Origin of the sequence: Caballeronia sp. AZ1_KS37 (genome assembly GCF_023631165.1) — a bacterium.
Classification (GTDB): Bacteria; Pseudomonadota; Gammaproteobacteria; order Burkholderiales; family Burkholderiaceae; genus Caballeronia; species Caballeronia zhejiangensis.
Genome location: NZ_JALQDP010000006.1, coordinates 1 through 15,256, shown reverse-complemented (window position 1 = coordinate 15,256; position 15,256 = coordinate 1). Strand labels below are relative to the sequence as shown.

15 protein-coding genes are annotated in these 15,256 nt (G+C 64.0%); 1 reads left to right on the top strand and 14 read right to left on the bottom strand.

Features of this window, described 5'->3' with window-relative positions:
* Positions 1-345: 345 nt before the first annotated feature.
* Positions 346-1,164, top strand: a complete 819-nt coding sequence (gene ppsR, locus NCS00_RS06250; protein ID WP_008350062.1) for a posphoenolpyruvate synthetase regulatory kinase/phosphorylase PpsR — start codon at positions 346-348, stop codon at positions 1,162-1,164.
* 6 nt (positions 1,165-1,170) lie between these two features.
* Here the strand turns inward: ppsR and NCS00_RS06245 are convergent, their stop codons facing one another.
* The 14 genes from NCS00_RS06245 to pyrH all read right to left on the bottom strand — a co-directional run bounded on the left by NCS00_RS06245 (position 1,171) and on the right by pyrH (position 15,095).
* Positions 1,171-1,947, bottom strand: coding sequence for a TrmH family RNA methyltransferase (locus tag NCS00_RS06245; RefSeq protein ID WP_008350064.1), 777 nt, complete (start codon positions 1,945-1,947; stop codon positions 1,171-1,173).
* Between the two features lie 17 nt (positions 1,948-1,964).
* Positions 1,965-2,669: a ribonuclease HII gene (gene rnhB / locus NCS00_RS06240; protein WP_008350066.1), complete on the bottom strand. Its 705-nt coding sequence runs from the start codon at positions 2,667-2,669 to the stop codon at positions 1,965-1,967.
* Complete coding sequence (gene lpxB / locus NCS00_RS06235; RefSeq protein WP_008350067.1) at positions 2,669-3,835, bottom strand: lipid-A-disaccharide synthase; 1,167 nt, start codon at positions 3,833-3,835, stop codon at positions 2,669-2,671. The genes rnhB and lpxB overlap by 1 nt, the downstream gene beginning before the upstream one ends.
* A gap of 11 nt (positions 3,836-3,846) precedes the next feature.
* Complete coding sequence (lpxA, locus tag NCS00_RS06230) at positions 3,847-4,635, bottom strand: acyl-ACP--UDP-N-acetylglucosamine O-acyltransferase (protein WP_008350069.1); 789 nt, start codon at positions 4,633-4,635, stop codon at positions 3,847-3,849.
* A 64-nt stretch (positions 4,636-4,699) separates the two neighbouring features.
* Positions 4,700-5,158 carry a 3-hydroxyacyl-ACP dehydratase FabZ gene (gene fabZ, locus NCS00_RS06225; protein WP_008350071.1) on the bottom strand — a complete coding sequence of 153 codons (459 nt, stop codon included), beginning with the start codon at positions 5,156-5,158 and terminating at the stop codon, positions 4,700-4,702.
* A 147-nt stretch (positions 5,159-5,305) separates the two neighbouring features.
* Complete coding sequence (gene lpxD / locus NCS00_RS06220; RefSeq protein WP_034472149.1) at positions 5,306-6,397, bottom strand: UDP-3-O-(3-hydroxymyristoyl)glucosamine N-acyltransferase; 1,092 nt, start codon at positions 6,395-6,397, stop codon at positions 5,306-5,308.
* A gap of 28 nt (positions 6,398-6,425) precedes the next feature.
* Positions 6,426-6,932 carry an OmpH/Skp family outer membrane protein gene (locus NCS00_RS06215; protein ID WP_008350075.1) on the bottom strand — a complete coding sequence of 169 codons (507 nt, stop codon included), beginning with the start codon at positions 6,930-6,932 and terminating at the stop codon, positions 6,426-6,428.
* A gap of 106 nt (positions 6,933-7,038) precedes the next feature.
* Positions 7,039-9,351 carry an outer membrane protein assembly factor BamA gene (gene bamA / locus NCS00_RS06210; protein ID WP_008350077.1) on the bottom strand — a complete coding sequence of 771 codons (2,313 nt, stop codon included), beginning with the start codon at positions 9,349-9,351 and terminating at the stop codon, positions 7,039-7,041.
* Between the two features lie 77 nt (positions 9,352-9,428).
* Positions 9,429-10,811, bottom strand: a complete 1,383-nt coding sequence (gene rseP, locus NCS00_RS06205) for an RIP metalloprotease RseP (protein ID WP_250439625.1) — start codon at positions 10,809-10,811, stop codon at positions 9,429-9,431.
* Positions 10,812-10,818: 7 nt separating this feature from the next.
* The gene (locus NCS00_RS06200) at positions 10,819-12,036 is read right to left on the bottom strand and encodes a 1-deoxy-D-xylulose-5-phosphate reductoisomerase (RefSeq protein WP_008350081.1); all 1,218 of its coding nucleotides are present in this window, start codon (positions 12,034-12,036) and stop codon (positions 10,819-10,821) included.
* A gap of 18 nt (positions 12,037-12,054) precedes the next feature.
* Positions 12,055-12,867 carry a phosphatidate cytidylyltransferase gene (locus NCS00_RS06195; protein ID WP_250439623.1) on the bottom strand — a complete coding sequence of 271 codons (813 nt, stop codon included), beginning with the start codon at positions 12,865-12,867 and terminating at the stop codon, positions 12,055-12,057.
* Positions 12,861-13,643 (bottom strand): polyprenyl diphosphate synthase, encoded by a 783-nt coding sequence (gene uppS / locus NCS00_RS06190; RefSeq protein WP_034471985.1) that lies wholly within the window; start codon positions 13,641-13,643, stop codon positions 12,861-12,863. The genes NCS00_RS06195 and uppS overlap by 7 nt, the downstream gene beginning before the upstream one ends.
* 83 nt (positions 13,644-13,726) lie before the next feature.
* Complete coding sequence (gene frr / locus NCS00_RS06185; protein WP_008350085.1) at positions 13,727-14,287, bottom strand: ribosome recycling factor; 561 nt, start codon at positions 14,285-14,287, stop codon at positions 13,727-13,729.
* Positions 14,288-14,381: 94 nt separating this feature from the next.
* On the bottom strand, positions 14,382-15,095 hold the full coding sequence (gene pyrH, locus NCS00_RS06180; RefSeq protein ID WP_008350086.1) for a UMP kinase: 714 nt from the start codon (positions 15,093-15,095) through the stop codon (positions 14,382-14,384).
* Positions 15,096-15,256: the final 161 nt, after the last annotated feature.

Sequence of the window (15,256 nt, the reverse complement as noted above, 5' to 3'; positions counted from 1 at the left end):
TCTGAAATCTGCTCGAAAACGTGGACTGACGTAACGAAATGCCACGAAACGACCGCGATTTGACGAAAATCCGATTCAATTTCTCCGCAATTGCTTATCGAACAGGTTGCCGCTATTCTACCTTGCCGTATTTCAAAATTGTTTCGGCCGGGCAGTCGTTCCACGGCAAAATCGAGGTCTTTAACGCCTGATCGTGGGCTCACCCACACCCCGGCGCTCACGCCCGGTTCACTGCCTGCCAGCGGTCAGCTACCTTAACACAGGTTTTTACGGCGTCCGTGCTTTCGCGCTAGCCACGGTTCAGCGTTTGAGCATCGTCGCCCCAACTCGTTCCCTCTTTCGCCGATGCCGCCTTCCGTATTCATCGTTTCCGACGGGACCGGGATCACTGCCGAAACCTTCGCGCATTCGATCCTCGCCCAGTTCGATCAAAAATTCCGGCTCGTGCGCGTGCCGTTTGTCGACTCGATCGACAAGGCCTACGCGACCGTCGAGAAGATCAACGAAGTCGTCGCGCTCGATGGCCGCCGGCCGATCGTGTTCACGACGCTCGTCGACAGCGCATCGAATGAAGTGGTCAAGGGCTGCAATGCGCTCGTGCTCGACATGTTCCAGACCTTCATCGAGCCGCTCGAGCACGAACTGGAAATGAAATCGACGCACGCGATGGGCCGCGTGCACCAGAACGCCGACACGGAGGAATACAAGAATCGCATCGAGGCGATCAATTTCTCGCTCGCCCACGACGACGGCCAGTCGAACCGCAATCTCGCCGACGCGGACGTCATTCTCGTCGGCGTATCGCGCAGCGGCAAAACGCCGACGAGCCTTTATCTCGCGATGCAGTACGGCGTGAAGGCGGCGAACTATCCGCTGATTCCCGAAGATTTCGAGCGCGGCAAGCTGCCGACGCCGCTGCTCGAGCATCGGACGAAGATGTTCGGTTTGTCGATCGATCCGCAGCGGCTGGCCGAGATCCGTAACGAACGCCGTCCGGGCAGCAAGTACGCCGCACTCGAAAACTGCCGCTACGAGATCAACGAGGCGGAAATGATGATGAAGCGCGAAGGCATCAAGTGGCTTTCGTCGACGCACAAGTCGATCGAGGAAATCGCCACGACGATCCTGCAGGAGGTCAAGCCGGAGCGGCCTTCCTACTATTGACGGCTGTCAGCGCTGCTGGCGGCACTGCTCGAAGAGACAGATCGCCGCCGCGGCCGCCACGTTCAGCGATTCCATGCCGCCCGGCTGCGGAATCGTCACGCGATGCGTCACCGCATCGCGCCAGATTTGCGACACGCCCGCGCCTTCGTTGCCGAACACCCAGGCGAGCGCGCCCGACAGGTCGCAATCGTAGAGCGCGACGGCACCGTGCGAATCGGTGATCGTCACGGGTGCGTCGAGTCGCGCGATGAGATCGGCCGGTTCGACGTCCTCGAAAATATCCAGCAGAAAATGCGCGCCCATGCCCGAGCGCAGCACTTTCGATGACCACGCGTATGCCGTGCCCGGCGCGCAGAATACGCGCGTGATGCCCGCCGCCGCCGCGCTGCGCAGAATCGAGCCGACATTGCCGGCGTCCTGAACGCCATCGAGAATCACGCAGGTTTGTGCGACGCGCGCGGGCAATTCTGCATCGATCTTTTCGACGAGCAACAGCATGCCCACGCCGTGAACGACGCTCGACAACTGCCCGAAAAGCGCATCCGGCAACACGACGACGCGCTTCTCTTCGATGCGCGCGACGATCTCGCGCGCTTCCTCGTGCGTGAGCGCGCCTTCGGTGACGACGCACGTTTCCGGCTGGCCCGCCGCGTCGAGATACGCTGACGCCAGATGCAGGCCTTCGAGCAGCGCGTGGCCGCTTCTGCGCTGCTGCGCCGTCGACCCGGCGAGCGCCTTCATGCGCTTGTAGAGCGGGTTGTCCCGCGAAGTGATGGATTTCACGTTGATTCGGTTGACGCTCAGAAGGCGAGCGCGTCGGGATCGTCTTCGATCGTCGATGCGACCTGAAGCACTTCGGGAGCGATCTCGGGCAACACCGAACCGAACACGAGCGCGTGCGCCTCGCGCACCGGCGCGAACGACCGCCGATGATGCTCGCACGGCCCATGTTCGCGCAGCGCCTTCAGATGCTGCGGCGTGCCGTAGCCGGAATGCGTGGCGAAGCCGTACATCGGAAAAAGTTCGTGCAGATCGACCAGCATGCGATCACGCGTGACCTTTGCGAGAATCGACGCCGCCGAGATCTGCTTGACGAGCGCATCGCCGCCGATCACGGCTTCGCTGCGGATGGACAAGGTCGGGCAGCGATTGCCATCGACTTTCACGAGCGTCGGCGCGACCGAGAGGCCTTCCACCGCGCGCTTCATCGCCAGCATGCTCGCGTGCAGGATGTTGATGGTGTCGATTTCCTCGACGCTCGCCGACGCGATGCAGTACGCGAGCGCGCGATCGACGATCTTCTCGTACAGCTCTTCGCGCCTTTTGGCAGAGAGCGCCTTCGAATCGTCGAGGCCGTTGATGCGAGGCTTCGCCGGATCGAAGATGACCGCCGCCGCCACGACCGGACCGGCCAGCGGCCCGCGCCCGGCCTCGTCGACGCCACAAACGACGTCGAACGGTGAGCTGAAATCGAGTCCGGCTTGCGCCGATCGTCTAGCGGCCATTACCGCGGCCTCCGCGTGTCGAGCACCCGCGCGACGGCCTCGGCCGCTTTCTGCGACGTATTCTGGCGCAGCGCGATGTGCATGTCGGTGAATATTTCCGTCAGGGTACGGCGGTTGGCGTCGTCGTTCAACTGTTTCAGCGTGGCGTCGGCGAGCGCTTCGGGCGTCGCGAAGTGCTGCAGGATTTCCGGCACGACGAAGCGGCCCGCCAGAATGTTCGGCAAGCCGACATACGGCAGATAACCCTGACGCTTCATGATCTGACCCGTCAGCCAAGGCACCTTGTACGAGATGACCATCGGCTTCTTGAGCAGCGCCGCTTCGAGCGTCACCGTGCCGCTTTTCACGAGGATCGCATCGGCGGCGGTCATCGCGCGCTGGGCGTTGCCGTCCGTGATCGTCAGCGACAGATGCGGATGCGCGTCCACGAGCGGCCGCAGCAGTTCGCGCAACGCCGGATTCGCCGCGGGCATCAGGAAGCGCACGTTGGGCTCGCGAAGCTGCATCAGTTCCATCGCGTCGAAGAAGGTCGGGCCGATCAGCGAAATCTCCGAGCGACGGCTGCCCGGCAGGACCGCGATCACCGGACCGCCTTCCGCGATGCCGAGTTCGCGGCGCGCGCCCGCGACGTCCGGCTCGAGCGGAATGTCATCGGCGAGCGGATGGCCGACGTAGCTCGCGGCGACGCCCGCCTTTTCCATCAGCGCCGTTTCGAACGGAAACACGCACAGCATGTGATCGACCGCTTTCACGATCTTCTTGATGCGGCCGCCGCGCCACGCCCAGATCGACGGACAGACGAAATGCACGGTCGGAATGCCCGCTTCGCGCAGCGGCTGCTCGAGGCCGAAGTTGAAATCGGGCGCGTCCACACCGATGAAAACCGACGGCGGCTCGGCAAGCAACTGACGCTTGATCTCGTTGCGGATGCCGAGAATCTCGGGAATGTGCTTCAGCGCTTCGACATAGCCGCGCACGGTCAGCTTGTCCATCGGCCAATGCGCTTCGAAGCCCTCGGCCGTCATGCGCGGACCGCCGATGCCGCTATAGCGCGTGCCTTCGGGCAGCGTGCGCCGCAGGCCTTTGAGCAGCGATGCCGCGAGCAGGTCGCCGGACGGCTCGCCCGCGACCATCGCGATGCGTGGCGGGTTGGTGATCAGGGTCATCGGACAGCGTGTCAGCGGATGATGCCGCGCTGCGACGCCGCGATGAAATCGGAGAATGCCTTGACGGGCGCATCGCCCTCGCCGCCTGCCGTGCTCAGCTCCTTCAGCTGCGCTTTCGCCTCTTCGAGCGACAGGCCGCTCTTGTAGACGATGCGATACGCGGAGCGCAGCGCCGAAATGGCGTCGGGCGTGAAGCCGCGGCGGCGGAGACCCTCGACGTTGATGCCGTGCGGCTCCGCCTTGTTGCCTGCCGCGATGACGAACGGCGGCACGTCCTGCACGAGCGCCGATGCGCCGCCCAGCATGGAATGCGCGCCGATGCGCACGAACTGATGCACGCCCGACATGCCGCCGACGATCGCGTGGTCTCCGACGATGACATGTCCCGCCAGTTGCGCGTTGCTCGACATGATGACGTTGTCGCCGAGCCGGCAGTCGTGACCGACGTGCACGTACGCCATGATCCAGCAGTCGCTGCCGATCGACGTGAGGCCCTGATCCTGCGCCGTGCCCGTGTGCAGCGTCGTGAATTCGCGGATGGTGTTGCGGTCGCCGATTTCGAGGCGCGTCGGCTCGCCCTTGTACTTCATGTCCTGCGGACGGCCGCCGATCGACGCGTAATGGCCGATGCGGTTATCGCGGCCGATCGTGGTGTGGCCCTCGATCACGCTGTGCGAGCCAATGGTCGTGCCCGCGCCGATCACGACGTGCGAACCGACGATCGCGTACGGCCCGACTTCGACGGACTCGTCGAGCTGAGCGCCCGGCTCGATGATCGCGGTTGGGTGAATCTTGCTCATGCGCTTTTCGCCTATGCTGTTCGTGCTGCTTGTTACGTTGAACGCGGTGTGAACGCGAAGGCGCTCAGGCGTCCGTGCTCTTGACGGTACACATGAGCTCGGCTTCGGCGGCGGTCACACCGTCCACTTCGGCGCGCGCCTTGAACTTCCAGATGCCCCGCATGTACCGCTCGAACGTGACGTTGAGAACGAGCTGATCGCCCGGCTCCACCACGCGCTTGAAGCGCGCGCCGTCGATGCCGACGAAGTAATAGAGCGTGTTGGACGGATCGTGCGGCTCTTCCGCGAACGTCAGAAGCGCGGCCGTCTGCGCGAGCGCTTCGAGAATCAGCACGCCGGGCATCACCGGGCGCGTCGGGAAGTGGCCCTGGAAATACGGCTCGTTGATCGTCACGTTCTTGATCGCTTTGATGCTCTTGTGCGGCTCGAGTTCGAGCACGCGGTCCACGAGCAGGATCGGATAGCGATGCGGCAGCAGCGTGAGAATCTTGTGGATGTCGAGATTGATTTTTTCTGTGCTCATGGTCGTTCTGCTCACGCGCGCGTCGGGCGCGGAAATTTGGATGGCGGGCCGTATCGGACGCCCGCCCGGGATTGCCAGCTCGCTTCGGCGGCTTGAACCGGCCCGCTCTTGCTTGTGGTTCGTTCTTCGTTCGAACGAGCCCGGCGCTTATGCGCCGCCGCTCGTCTCGTCGCGCTTGCCTGAATCGGCGAGCGCGGTCTCGAGCGCCTTGATGCGCTCGCGCATCTTGTCCAGATTGCGCATGATCGCCGCGCTCTTGTTCCAGTCTGCATGCGGCACGGCCGGAAACGCGCTCGTGTACATGCCGGGCTTCAGGAGCGACTTCGACACGCCGGATTGCGCGGTGACGATCACGTAGTCCGCGAGCGTCACGTGCCCCGCGATGCCCACCGCGCCGCCGATCATGCAATGCTTGCCGATGCTCGTGCTGCCCGCGATGCCCGCGCAGCCGGCGATGACCGTGTACGCGCCGATGCGGCAGTTGTGGCCGATCTGCACGAGATTATCGATCTTCACGCATTCCTCGATGACGGTGTCCGCCATCGCGCCGCGATCGATCGTCGTGTTGGCGCCGATTTCCACGTCGTCGGCGATATCCACCGCGCCAACCTGCGGAATCTTCACCCAGCTTCCGGTGCGCGCATCGCCCTCGCCGACGAAATCCGGAGCGAAGCCGAAACCGTCCGCACCGATCACCGCGCCCGCGTGCACGATCACGCGCGCGCCGAGCTTGCAGCCGTGATAAACGGTGACGTTCGGATACAGATGAACGTCGTCGCCTAACGTAACGCCGCGCCCGACGACTACGCCCGCATCCAGCTTCACGCGCTCGCCGACGACCGCGCCCGCCTCAACCGTCACGTGAGGGCCGATCACGGCGCTCGCCGCAACCTTCGCGTCCGGATCGATGTAGGCGCTCGGATGCACGCCAGGCTTGGCCTTGGGCGTCGCCAAGTCGATGAACGCCTGAGCCACGCGAGCGAAATAAGCGTAAGGATTCGGCGTGACGATGAAATTACTGCCCGCGCGATTCGTCACCTTGTCGAGGTCGGCCGGGGAAATCAGCACGGCGCCGGCGCGCGTCGTCTCGACTTGCGGCAGATACTTCTGATTCGCGAGAAACGCGAGCTGCGCGGGGCCCGCCTTGTCGAGCGGCGCGAGACTGCCGACCGCGTGCGCGCCGTCGCCGACCACCTCGCCGCCGAAGCGTTTCACCAGCTCGCCGAGGGTGACCGTCATGCCTGATGCCATCTCGTCTCAGTCCTCGTCAGTTCGGGTTCGTGAGCGAACCCGTGCCGGTCGCGCCCGCCGCCAGCGCCTTCAGCACCTGATCCGTAATGTCGATGCGCGGGCTCACGTACACCGCTTCCTGCACGATCAGGTCGTAGTGCTGCTGCTCGGCGATCTGCTTGATCACCTTGTTCGCGCGGTCCAGCACCGCCGCGAGTTCCTCGTTACGGCGCTGGTTCAGGTCCTCGCGGAACTCGCGCTGCTTGCGCTGGAAGTCCGCGTCGAGCTGCGCCAGATCGCGCTGACGGGCCGCGCGGTCGGTCGGCGACATCGAGGCACCGTTCTTGTCGATGTTGTCCGACATCGCCTTCAGGCGCTGCGCCATGTCCTGCAGCGCCTTGTCGCGCTTGGAGAATTCCTGCTCGAGCTTCGACTGGGCGGCCTTCGCCGCGGACGATTCGCGCAAGATGCGGTCCGAATTGACCGCCGCGATGCGCGCTTCCTGAGCACTGGCGGACATCGCCGTGCCCAGGCCGAGAACCATCGACAACGCAAGCGCCAGCGCCCTATGTTTCGAATGCTTACCGGTTCCCAAAGTGTTCCTCACGTTACGTCGAAAAAAATGAAGTTCGCGTTCATCGGCGGGCTGCTTAGAACGCCGTACCGATCTGGAACTGGAACTTCTGATACTGGTCGCCCTCATGCTTCTGCAGCGGGAAGCCGAGGCTCAGCTTGAGCGGGCCGATCGGCGAGATCCACGCGAGACCCAGACCGTAACCGTAGCGCAAGCCGTTTGCACCGCCGCTCGTACCGCCTTGACCCGGATCGCCCCAGACGTTACCGGCATCGAGGAAGGTGAACACGCGCAGCGTACGATCGTAGCCCGTTCCCGGCAGCGGGAACGTCAGCTCGATATTGCCGACCGCCATGCGCGAGCCGCCGATCGGGTCGTTGGTCTTCGCGTCGCGCGGACCCAGCGAGCTCGGCGAGTAACCGCGCACCGAACCGATACCACCCGCGTAGTAGTTCTTGAAGATCGGGTACGTCTGCCCTTGCAGGCCCTTGCCGTAGCCGCCCTGCAGATTGAAGCCGAGCACGAAACCGCGCGCGAACGAGTAGTAATACTGGAACTGCGCGTCGAACTTCGCGTACGTCGTGTTGCCGAGCGGCGTGCCGTATTCTGCGTTCGACTGGATGTAGTAGCCGCGGCTCGGGACGAGCGCGCTGTCGCGATTGTCTCGCGACCAGCCCGCGGTCAGCGGATAGTTGTTCACGACACGGCCGAACTCGTTCACGTAGTTCTTGTAGGACTGCGGCGTGTTGCTGTCCACGTCCATCGTGTTCTGTTCGGCTCCGACGCCGAAGAACACCGTGTCCTGCTCCGAGAACGGGATGCCGAACTTCGTGTCCGCGCCCATCGTGATGATCTTGAAGCTCGAATCCGTCGAGTAATACAGCGGCTGATACGTGCGGTAGTAAGCGTCGGTGATGCGCTTGATGCCGTCGATCGTGAAGTACGGATCGACCTGCGTCACGGTCAGCGTGCGATAGGTTTTCGCGGTGTTCACGTTGACCGCGAGACTCGTGCCCGAGCCGAACACGTTGTCCTGCGACACGCCCGCCGAGAGCACCACCTTGTCCGTCGACGAGAAGCCCGCGCCCAGCGTGATCGCGCCTGTCGGCTTTTCGGCCACCTTCACGTCGACGTCGACCTGGTCGTTCGTGCCTTCCACGGGCGTCGTAGTGACGTCCACGTCGGTGAAGTAGCCGAGACGGTTGATACGGTCCTTCGACAGCGCCAGGCGGCTCGAATCGAACCACGAGCTTTCGAGCTGGCGCATTTCGCGGCGCACCACTTCGTCGCGCGTGCGCGTATTGCCGACGATGTTCACGCGCCGCACATACACGCGACGGCTCGGATCGACTTGCAGCGTGAGCGCCACGGTGTGGTTCGCCTGATCGATCTGCGGCTGCGCGTTGACCTGCGCGAACGCGTAGCCGTATTCGCCGAGCTTGTCGACGATCGCCTTGGTGGTCGACTGCAGCTTTTCGGCCGAGAAGCGCTCGCCCGGTTTGATCTTGATGAGCTTGTTGAGCTCGGCCTGACGGTCGAGCAGATTGCCCGAAAGCGTGATGCTGCTGATCTTGTACGGCTCGCCTTCGTGCACGGCGATCGTCAGATACATGTCCTTCTTGTCCGGCGAGATCGACACCTGCGTGGAGTCGATCGCGAACTCGAGGTAGCCGCGGTTCAGATAGTACGAGCGCACGTTCTCGAGGTCGCCCGTGAGCTTTTCCTTCGCGTAGAGATCGCTCTTCGTGTACCACGAGAACCAGTTCGGCGTGGAAAGCTGCATTTCGCCGAGCAGCGTACTGGAACTGAACGCCTTGTTGCCGACGAAGTTGATCTGGCGAATCTTCGCGCTCGGACCTTCCGCGACGGAGAACAGAATCTGCACGCGATTGCGGTCGACCGGCGTCACGGTGGTCGTGACTTCCGCGGCGTAGTAGCCGCGCGTCAGGTATTGGCGCTTGAGCTCCTGCTCCGCCTTGTCGACGAGCGCCTTGTCGTACGAGCGGCCTTGCGACAGGCCGACGGAACGCAGCGCCTTCGTGAGGTTGTCCTTGTCGAACTCGTGCAGGCCCGCGAAATCGATGGCCGAAATCGCCGGGCGTTCCTGCACCTGAACGATCACCACGTTGCCTTCGGTGGCAATCTGAACGTCGTTGAAGAAACCCGTTGCGTAGAGTGCGCGAATCGCTTCGGATGCCTTGTCGTCGGTGAAGGTGTCGCCTTGCTTGATCGGCAGATAAGCGAACACGGAGCCAGGCTCGATGCGTTGGAGACCGTCGATCCGAATATCCTGCACGACGAACGGCGTGGTGGCGTGCGCCGCCATGCCCGTTGCGGCGAGCGCCGCGGCCACAGCCGTCTTAGGAACAAAGCGATGAGGTTTGAACAACGTGCTTCCCCAGTATTTAAAGCTGCATTCGTTCCGGCGGTCGCTCGAAAGACGCCGCCAGAAATTGTCAAAGTGGATCAAAAACGAATCAGACGCGCGAGGTCATTGAACAGCGCGATCATCGACAGAGCGACGATGCAGACCAGGCCCGCCCTTTGCAGAACAAGCTGCCAGCGATCGGATACTGCCTTGCCGGTAACAGCCTCAACCAAATAATATAACAGATGCCCACCGTCCAATACCGGAATCGGTAACAAGTTCAACACTCCGAGGCTGATGCTCACGAGTGCCAGAAACGAAATGAAGGCCGTCGCACCGAGCCTTGCGCTCTTGCCCGCGTAGTCGGCAATCGTGACCGGCCCTGACAGATTCTTGAGCGACGCCTCGCCGGTGATCATCCGCCCGAACATGCGCAGCGAGTACACGCTGATATCCCACGTGCGGTTCACGCCGAGGCGCAGACTTTCGAGCGGCCTGTAGCGCACATCCACCGTCGGCAGTTGATTCGCGAGCGCGGCGCCGATACGCCCGATGTCCTTGCCCGTCGACGCATCGCGCTTCACGTCCGGCACGATCTGCACGGAATCGCGCTGGCCGTTGCGCTCGACCACGAGCGTCACCGGCTTGCCGCCGTGCGCCTTCACGTAGTCGATGAAGCTCGTCGCGTTGTCGACGCTGCGGCCGTCGATCGCGCGCAGCATGTCGCCCGCCTTCAGCCCGCTCTTCTGCGCCGCGCTGCCCGCCTCGACGCCCGCGACCGTCAGCGTGCCGCCGCCCGGCGTGAAGCCGAGCTTGTCCATGAAATCCTGATCGGCTTCGGAATCGGTGATGCCCGTGACCGTCACCGGAAAGTCGAAGGTGCCGTCGTGCGTCTTCGCCGTCAGCACGATGCGCCGATGATCGAACGATGCGTCGAGCATCTTCCAGCGCAGGTCGGACCATGAGCGGATCGGATGCGTCTCGCCGCCTTCCGCGTCACGCATCGAGAGAATCGTTTCGCCGCCTTCGAAGCCCGCTTGCGCCGCCGCCGTATCGGAAGCGGGCTGCGAAACGATCGCCGCCGGCTCGGTCACGCCGCCCGCGAACACGGCGGAAAACAGCACGATTGCGAGCAGGAAATTGGCGATCGGCCCCGCCGCGACGATCGCGATGCGCTTGCCCACGTTCTGACGATTGAACGCGCGCGGCAGGTCTTCGGCGGGAATGGTCGTGCCGCTCTCGGGATCGACCTCGCGTTCGTCGAGCATCTTCACGTAGCCGCCGAGCGGCAGCGCGGCGATCGTCCATTCGACGCCCGTCTTCTTGCTGACCCATCGCACGAGCGGCTTGCCGAAGCCGACCGAGAACCGCAGCACTTTCACGCCGCACAGTCGCGCGACGCTGTAGTGACCGAATTCGTGGACGACGACGAGTACGCCTATCGCGACAACGAAGGCGACGATTTCGGTCAGAAAGTTCATGACGGCCTCAATGGGCGATGGGTTCGGCGCCCGGCGCGCTCGCGGTGAGCTCTGCGACGAAACGGGACGCCAGACGGCGCGCGTCGGCATCCGCGGCGAGAACGTCGGCCAAGGTCGCGGCGCTCGTATTCGGCAGCGCGTTCAGCACGCGATCCACCACGTCGCCGATCGCCATGAAGCCGATGCGGCGATCGAGGAACGCCTCGACGGCGATTTCATTGGCCGCGTTCAACGCCGCGCTCGCGATGCCGCCTGCTTCCAGCGCGGCAATCGCCAGCGCGAGACACGGGAAGCGCGCGAAGTCGGGTTTTTCGAATGTGAGCGTCGCGATCTGCGCGAGATCGAGCGGCGCGACGCCCGAATCGACACGCTCAGGATACGCCAGTGCATGCGCGATCGGCGTACGCATGTCCGGATTGCCGAGTTGCGCGAGCACCGAGCCGTCGGCATAGGACACCATCGAATGAATCACGCTCTGCGGATGGATCAGCACCTCGATGCGCGAGCCGGGCAGATTGAAGAGCCAGTGCGCCTCGATGACTTCGAGGCCCTTGTTCATCATCGTCGCGGAATCGACCGAGATCTTGCGGCCCATCGCCCAGTTCGGATGCTTCACGGCCTCTTCGGGCGTGACGTTCACGAGCGTCGCGGGCTCGCGCGTGCGGAAAGGACCGCCGGACGCCGTCAGGATGATCTTCGAGACGCCGCCGTGCAGCTTCGCTTCCTTGTCTGCGCAAGGCGGCAGGCACTGGAACACCGCGTTGTGCTCGCTGTCGACCGGCAGCAGGATCGCGCCGTTGTCGCGCACCGCATCCATGAAAATCTGGCCGGACATCACGAGCGCTTCCTTGTTCGCGAGAAGGATGCGCTTGCCGGCGCGTGCGGCGGCGAGCGTGGGCGCCAGGCCCGCCGCGCCGACGATGGCCGCGACGACCGTATCGCACTGCGCCGCGCGCGCGACTTCGACGAGCGCCTCCGGCCCGTGCGTCACTTCGGTCTTGCAACCCTGCGCGCGCAACGCAGCCGCGACGCGTACGGCGGTTTCGGCGTCGCCGACGACCGCCACTTCGGGCTGAAACTTCAGACATTGCGCGACGAGTTTGTCGCCGTTGCGGTGAGCGGTGAGCGCGTAGACCGAGAAACGGTCCGCATGCCGCGCCACGACGTCGAGCGTGCTATCGCCGATCGAGCCCGTGGAGCCGAGCAGTGTGAGACGTGTTTGCATAAATTCTTCTCTAGCCGATCAGCCAAGCATGAGCAATGCGATCGGCAATACAGGCAACAATGCGTCGATGCGGTCGAGGACGCCGCCGTGACCCGGCAGAAGGCCGCTCGAGTCCTTGACACCCGCCTGGCGCTTGAGCAGCGACTCGAACAGATCGCCGACGACGCTGAACGCGACCAGCACGGAAAGCGCGACGAACGCGCGATCCCAGCCGAGCTGTCCGACGAAGGCGGTGTATACGGTGGGCGCGTAAAAGCCGGTGGCGGCGGCGAGCGCGCCGATGACGATAACGGCGAGCCACCCGCCGATGGCGCCCTCCCAGGTCTTGCCCGGGCTGATCGACGGGGCGAGCTTATGGCGGCCGAGCGCTTTTCCGGCGAAGTATGCGCCTATATCAGCCAGCCAGACTACTAGCAGAAGCGATAGCACGAAGGATACGCCTCGCGTGCGCGCGTCGACGACCGCGTGCCAGCAGGCCAGAAACACGACGATTCCGGCGAAAAGCAGGAACGCGCGCCAGGCGTGCGCGGCCAGCGCGGGCTTGCGAAGCAATGCGTAAGGCCCCGCCAGCACCCAGAATATACCGGCCATCTGGTAGAGCGGCGTGGCTTTGATCCCGAGGAACGTGCTCAGAACGAGCGCGATGCCCGCGACGAGCGCGTAGGCGACCGGCCCCGCCCCGTTCAGCTTGAGGAGCCGTCCCCATTCCCACGCCGCGAACACGACGACGAACCCGATCAACGCTCCGAATGCGCCGATCGGCGCAAACAGCGTGATCGGCACGAGTACGGCGAGCAGGACGATTGCCGTGATGACACGGGTTCTTAGCATGAAAGGGTGTCGGCCTTCTGCGATTGGGAAGCGAGTTGCGCGCTGGTGCGCCCGAAGCGGCGTTCGCGGTCGCCGTAGGACGCGATCGCGCGGTCCAGGGCGTCGGCGTCGAAGTCGGGCCAGTAGGTGTCGGTGAAGTAGAACTCGGTGTAAGCGAGCTGCCACAGCAGGAAGTTGCTGATGCGCTGCTCGCCGCCCGTGCGGATGAACAGATCCGGCTCCGGCGCGTAGGCCATCGCGAGATGTTCGGCGAACGATTCGTCGTCCACGCGCGCGGGCACGCCCGACTCGAGAGACTCCGCGATGAGCTTCTTCGTCGCCTGCATGATGTCCCAGCGCCCGCCGTAATTGGCAGCGATGGTCAGCGTGAGTCGCGTATTGCGGGCTGTCTTGGTTTCGGCGCGTTGGATGAGCGCGCGGATGCGGTCGTCGAACATGGAAATGTCGCCGACGACGCGCAGACGAATGCCGTTCGCATGCAGCTTGCCGATCTCGCGTTCGAGCGCGGTCACGAACAGGCGCATCAGGAAGGACACTTCGTCGGTCGGACGGCGCCAGTTCTCGGAACTGAACGCGAAGAGCGTGACGAATTCGACGCCGCGCCGCGCGCAGCTTTCGACGGTCGCGCGGACCGCATCGACGCCGCGCGTATGACCGGCGACGCGCGGCAGACGCCGCTCGGTCGCCCATCGGCCATTGCCGTCCATGATGATCGCGACGTGACGCGGGACAGCCGCGACATCGGGCACGGCAACGGTGGAGCTGGTATAGGTCATGGCCGCTGAATCTGGGAATCTGAAGAAGTGAGAGCCAGCCCGGAGCTAGCACGTCCGGGCTTGGCAGGACCGTCTCTACGGCCTCACACCGTCATGATTTCGGATTCTTTGGTCTGAACGAGCTTGTCGATTTCGGCGACGAACTTGTCGGTGAACTTCTGCACTTCGTCGCTCGCACGGCGCTCGTCGTCTTCCGAAATCTCCTTGTCCTTCACGAGTTTCTTCAGTTGATCGTTCGCATCGCGGCGCAGATTGCGCACGGCGACCTTGGCGGTCTCGCCTTCGCTCTTCACGACCTTCGTGAGTTCGCGACGGCGCTCTTCGGTCAGCGCGGGCATCGGCACGCGGATCAGGTCGCCCTGCGTGGCAGGGTTCAGGCCGAGATCCGATTCGCGGATCGCCTTCTCGATCACCGCGACCATCTTCTTTTCCCACGGCTGCACGCCGATCGTACGGGCATCGACGAGCGTCATGTTCGCGACTTGCGAAATGGGCACGTTCGAACCGTAGTAGTCGACCTGGATGTGGTCGAGCAGCCCGGTGTGGGCGCGGCCCGTACGGATCTTGGCGAGATCGGCCTTGAACGCTTCGATCGACCGCTGCATCTTCTGGTCGACGCTCTTCTTGATGTCAGCCACACTCATTTTGAACCTCCAAACCTAAGTTTTACCGGCGATAGCGGCGCTCTGTCGCGCGAGGCTTGCCGCCCCGCTGCGCGGCGCCTGATACCGCGAGAGTTTACACGTGGACGAGCGTCCCTTCGTCGTCGCCCTGCACGATGCGCTTCAATGCGCCCGGCTTCGTGATCGAGAACACGCGAATCGGCAGCTTCTGGTCGCGGCACAGTGCGAACGCGGTGGCGTCCATCACCTGAAGATTCTTGCCGATCGCCTCGTCGAAGCTGATCGTGCTGTAACGCGTCGCATGCGGGTCCTTCTTCGGGTCGGCGGAGTATACGCCATCGACCTTCGTCGCCTTCAACACCACTTCGGCGCCGATTTCCGAGCCGCGCAGCGCGGCGGCCGTATCCGTCGTGAAGAACGGGTTGCCCGTGCCGGCCGCGAAGATCACGACCTTGCCCTCTTCCAGTTGACGGATCGCGCGGGGGCGGATGTACGGCTCGACCACCTGATCCATGCGCAACGCGGATTGCACGCGCGCTTCGATGCCCGCGTGGCGCATCGCGTCTTGCAGCGCGAGCGCGTTCATCATCGTGGCGAGCATCCCCATGTAGTCGGCCGTCGCCCGGTCCATGCCGGCCGCGCCGCCCGCGACACCGCGGAAGATGTTGCCGCCGCCGATCACGACGGCCAGTTGCGTCCCGATCCGCACCACCTCCGCGACATCCGCCACCATCCTTTCGATTGTTGCGCGATTGATGCCGAAAGCATCGTCGCCCATCAGGGCTTCGCCGGAGAGCTTGAGGAGTACGCGTTTGTAGGCTGTGGGCATATGAGGTTCCGATCGCGCCGAGGAGGGTTGCAACAACGTAGAACTGTAGGGGTGAAACATTACTTACCGCAAGCGGGCCGGATCGGGCGGCGGGGGGGGGGGGGGGGGGGGGGGGGGGGGGGGGGGGGGGGGGGGGGGGGGGGGGGGGGGGGGGGGGGGGG

Excerpts from the sequence above, each read along its gene's own strand:
- frr (WP_008350085.1), bottom strand. The coding sequence starts at position 14,287 with ATGAGTGTGGCTGACATCAAGAAGAGCGTCGACCAGAAGATGCAGCGG.
- pyrH (WP_008350086.1), bottom strand. The coding sequence starts at position 15,095 with ATGCCCACAGCCTACAAACGCGTACTCCTCAAGCTCTCCGGCGAAGCC.
- NCS00_RS06200 (WP_008350081.1), bottom strand. The coding sequence starts at position 12,036 with ATGCAAACACGTCTCACACTGCTCGGCTCCACGGGCTCGATCGGCGAT.
- rseP (WP_250439625.1), bottom strand. The coding sequence starts at position 10,811 with ATGAACTTTCTGACCGAAATCGTCGCCTTCGTTGTCGCGATAGGCGTA.
- rnhB (WP_008350066.1), bottom strand. The coding sequence starts at position 2,669 with ATGGCCGCTAGACGATCGGCGCAAGCCGGACTCGATTTCAGCTCACCG.
- lpxA (WP_008350069.1), bottom strand. The coding sequence starts at position 4,635 with ATGAGCAAGATTCACCCAACCGCGATCATCGAGCCGGGCGCTCAGCTC.
- uppS (WP_034471985.1), bottom strand. The coding sequence starts at position 13,643 with ATGACCTATACCAGCTCCACCGTTGCCGTGCCCGATGTCGCGGCTGTC.
- NCS00_RS06215 (WP_008350075.1), bottom strand. The coding sequence starts at position 6,932 with ATGGTTCTCGGCCTGGGCACGGCGATGTCCGCCAGTGCTCAGGAAGCG.
- fabZ (WP_008350071.1), bottom strand. The coding sequence starts at position 5,158 with ATGAGCACAGAAAAAATCAATCTCGACATCCACAAGATTCTCACGCTG.
- ppsR (WP_008350062.1), top strand. The coding sequence starts at position 346 with ATGCCGCCTTCCGTATTCATCGTTTCCGACGGGACCGGGATCACTGCC.
- NCS00_RS06195 (WP_250439623.1), bottom strand. The coding sequence starts at position 12,867 with ATGCTAAGAACCCGTGTCATCACGGCAATCGTCCTGCTCGCCGTACTC.
- lpxD (WP_034472149.1), bottom strand. The coding sequence starts at position 6,397 with ATGACGGTCACCCTCGGCGAGCTGGTGAAACGCTTCGGCGGCGAGGTG.
- lpxB (WP_008350067.1), bottom strand. The coding sequence starts at position 3,835 with ATGACCCTGATCACCAACCCGCCACGCATCGCGATGGTCGCGGGCGAG.